Source organism: Bradyrhizobium sp. LeoB3, assembly GCF_055456055.1.
Window position 1 is genome coordinate 1 of record NZ_JBVBEF010000309.1, and the last position, 990, is coordinate 990.

At 60.7% G+C, this 990-nt stretch carries 1 protein-coding gene; it reads right to left on the reverse strand.

The features are described 5' to 3' along the window. Nucleotides 1–901, reverse strand: a protein-coding gene (locus ACZXDY_RS46040; protein WP_464350031.1) for an IS630 family transposase whose coding sequence is annotated in 2 segments (ribosomal slippage) — nt 1–564 and nt 566–901 — 900 coding nt annotated over the 2 segments. Because the reading frame shifts where the segments join, the coding sequence is not laid out codon by codon here. This gene is flagged as partial in the annotation. Nucleotides 902–990 lie beyond the last annotated feature (89 nt).

A 990-nucleotide genomic window follows, 5' to 3' on the forward strand; every position in this document is an offset into this window, starting at 1 on the left:
CTCCTCGGGTGAGAAGAGATCGAGGAGTTCTCCGACCTTTCGCCAGGTTGCCTCGACATCGCGGGGCTCCGCGGCGCGCGTCAGGTGTTTGAGTTTGGCGAAGACCTGTTCGATCGGATTGAGGTCGGGGCTGTAGGGCGGCAGGAAGAGCATATGCGCGCCCCTAGCGCGGATGGCGTTGCGGGCGAGCTTGCCTTTGTGACTGCCGAGATTGTCGAGAATGACGACCTCGCCCTTTGCCAGGGTGGGCGCCAATATCTTCTCGACATAGAGGGTGAAGAGTTGGCCATTGATAGGGCCGTCGATGATGCAGGGTGCGTTGATCCGATCGTGGCGCAGCGCGGCGATGAAGGTCATGGTCTTCCAATGGCCGAAAGGCGCTGATGCCTGGAGCCGTTGTCCGCGCGGGCCCCAGCCGCGTAGCGGCGCCATGTTGGTTTTGATCCAGGTCTCATCGATGAAGACCAGGCGCGAGGCGTCAATCTTGCCTTGATGGGCCTTCCAGCGCGCCCGTTTACCAGCGATATCGGGGCGATCCTGTTCGGCCGGATGGATCGTTTTTTTTGAAGCTCAGCCCCTCAGCATGAACAAAAGCCCACACCGCCCGCACGTCTGTCTTGATGCCACGCTCAGCCAGTTCCCGCGTCAGCTTCCGCAAGGTGAACGGTCCCGAGCGAAGGCGCTTGCGCAGCCAGTCGGCGTTGGCGCCGGACAGGACCGGCTTCTTGTGACCACCGATCTTGCCGGGCGAAAGGCCTCCGGTCTCTCGCCTCAGGTTCTTCCACTTCGTCACACAGGATGGACTGATCTGAAGCGCCGCTGCAATCGAGCGAACGGTCTCGCCTGCATCAGCGCGCTTAAGCGCCAGTTCGCGGATGTCTTCCGAATAGGGTCGCGTCATCCATGCTGGCCCCCGGCCCCAGCATGGAGTTTGAATCAGAAATTCCTCCAATTGGGAATCCCGATTCCGCTAAAAAACAACACGCTCTA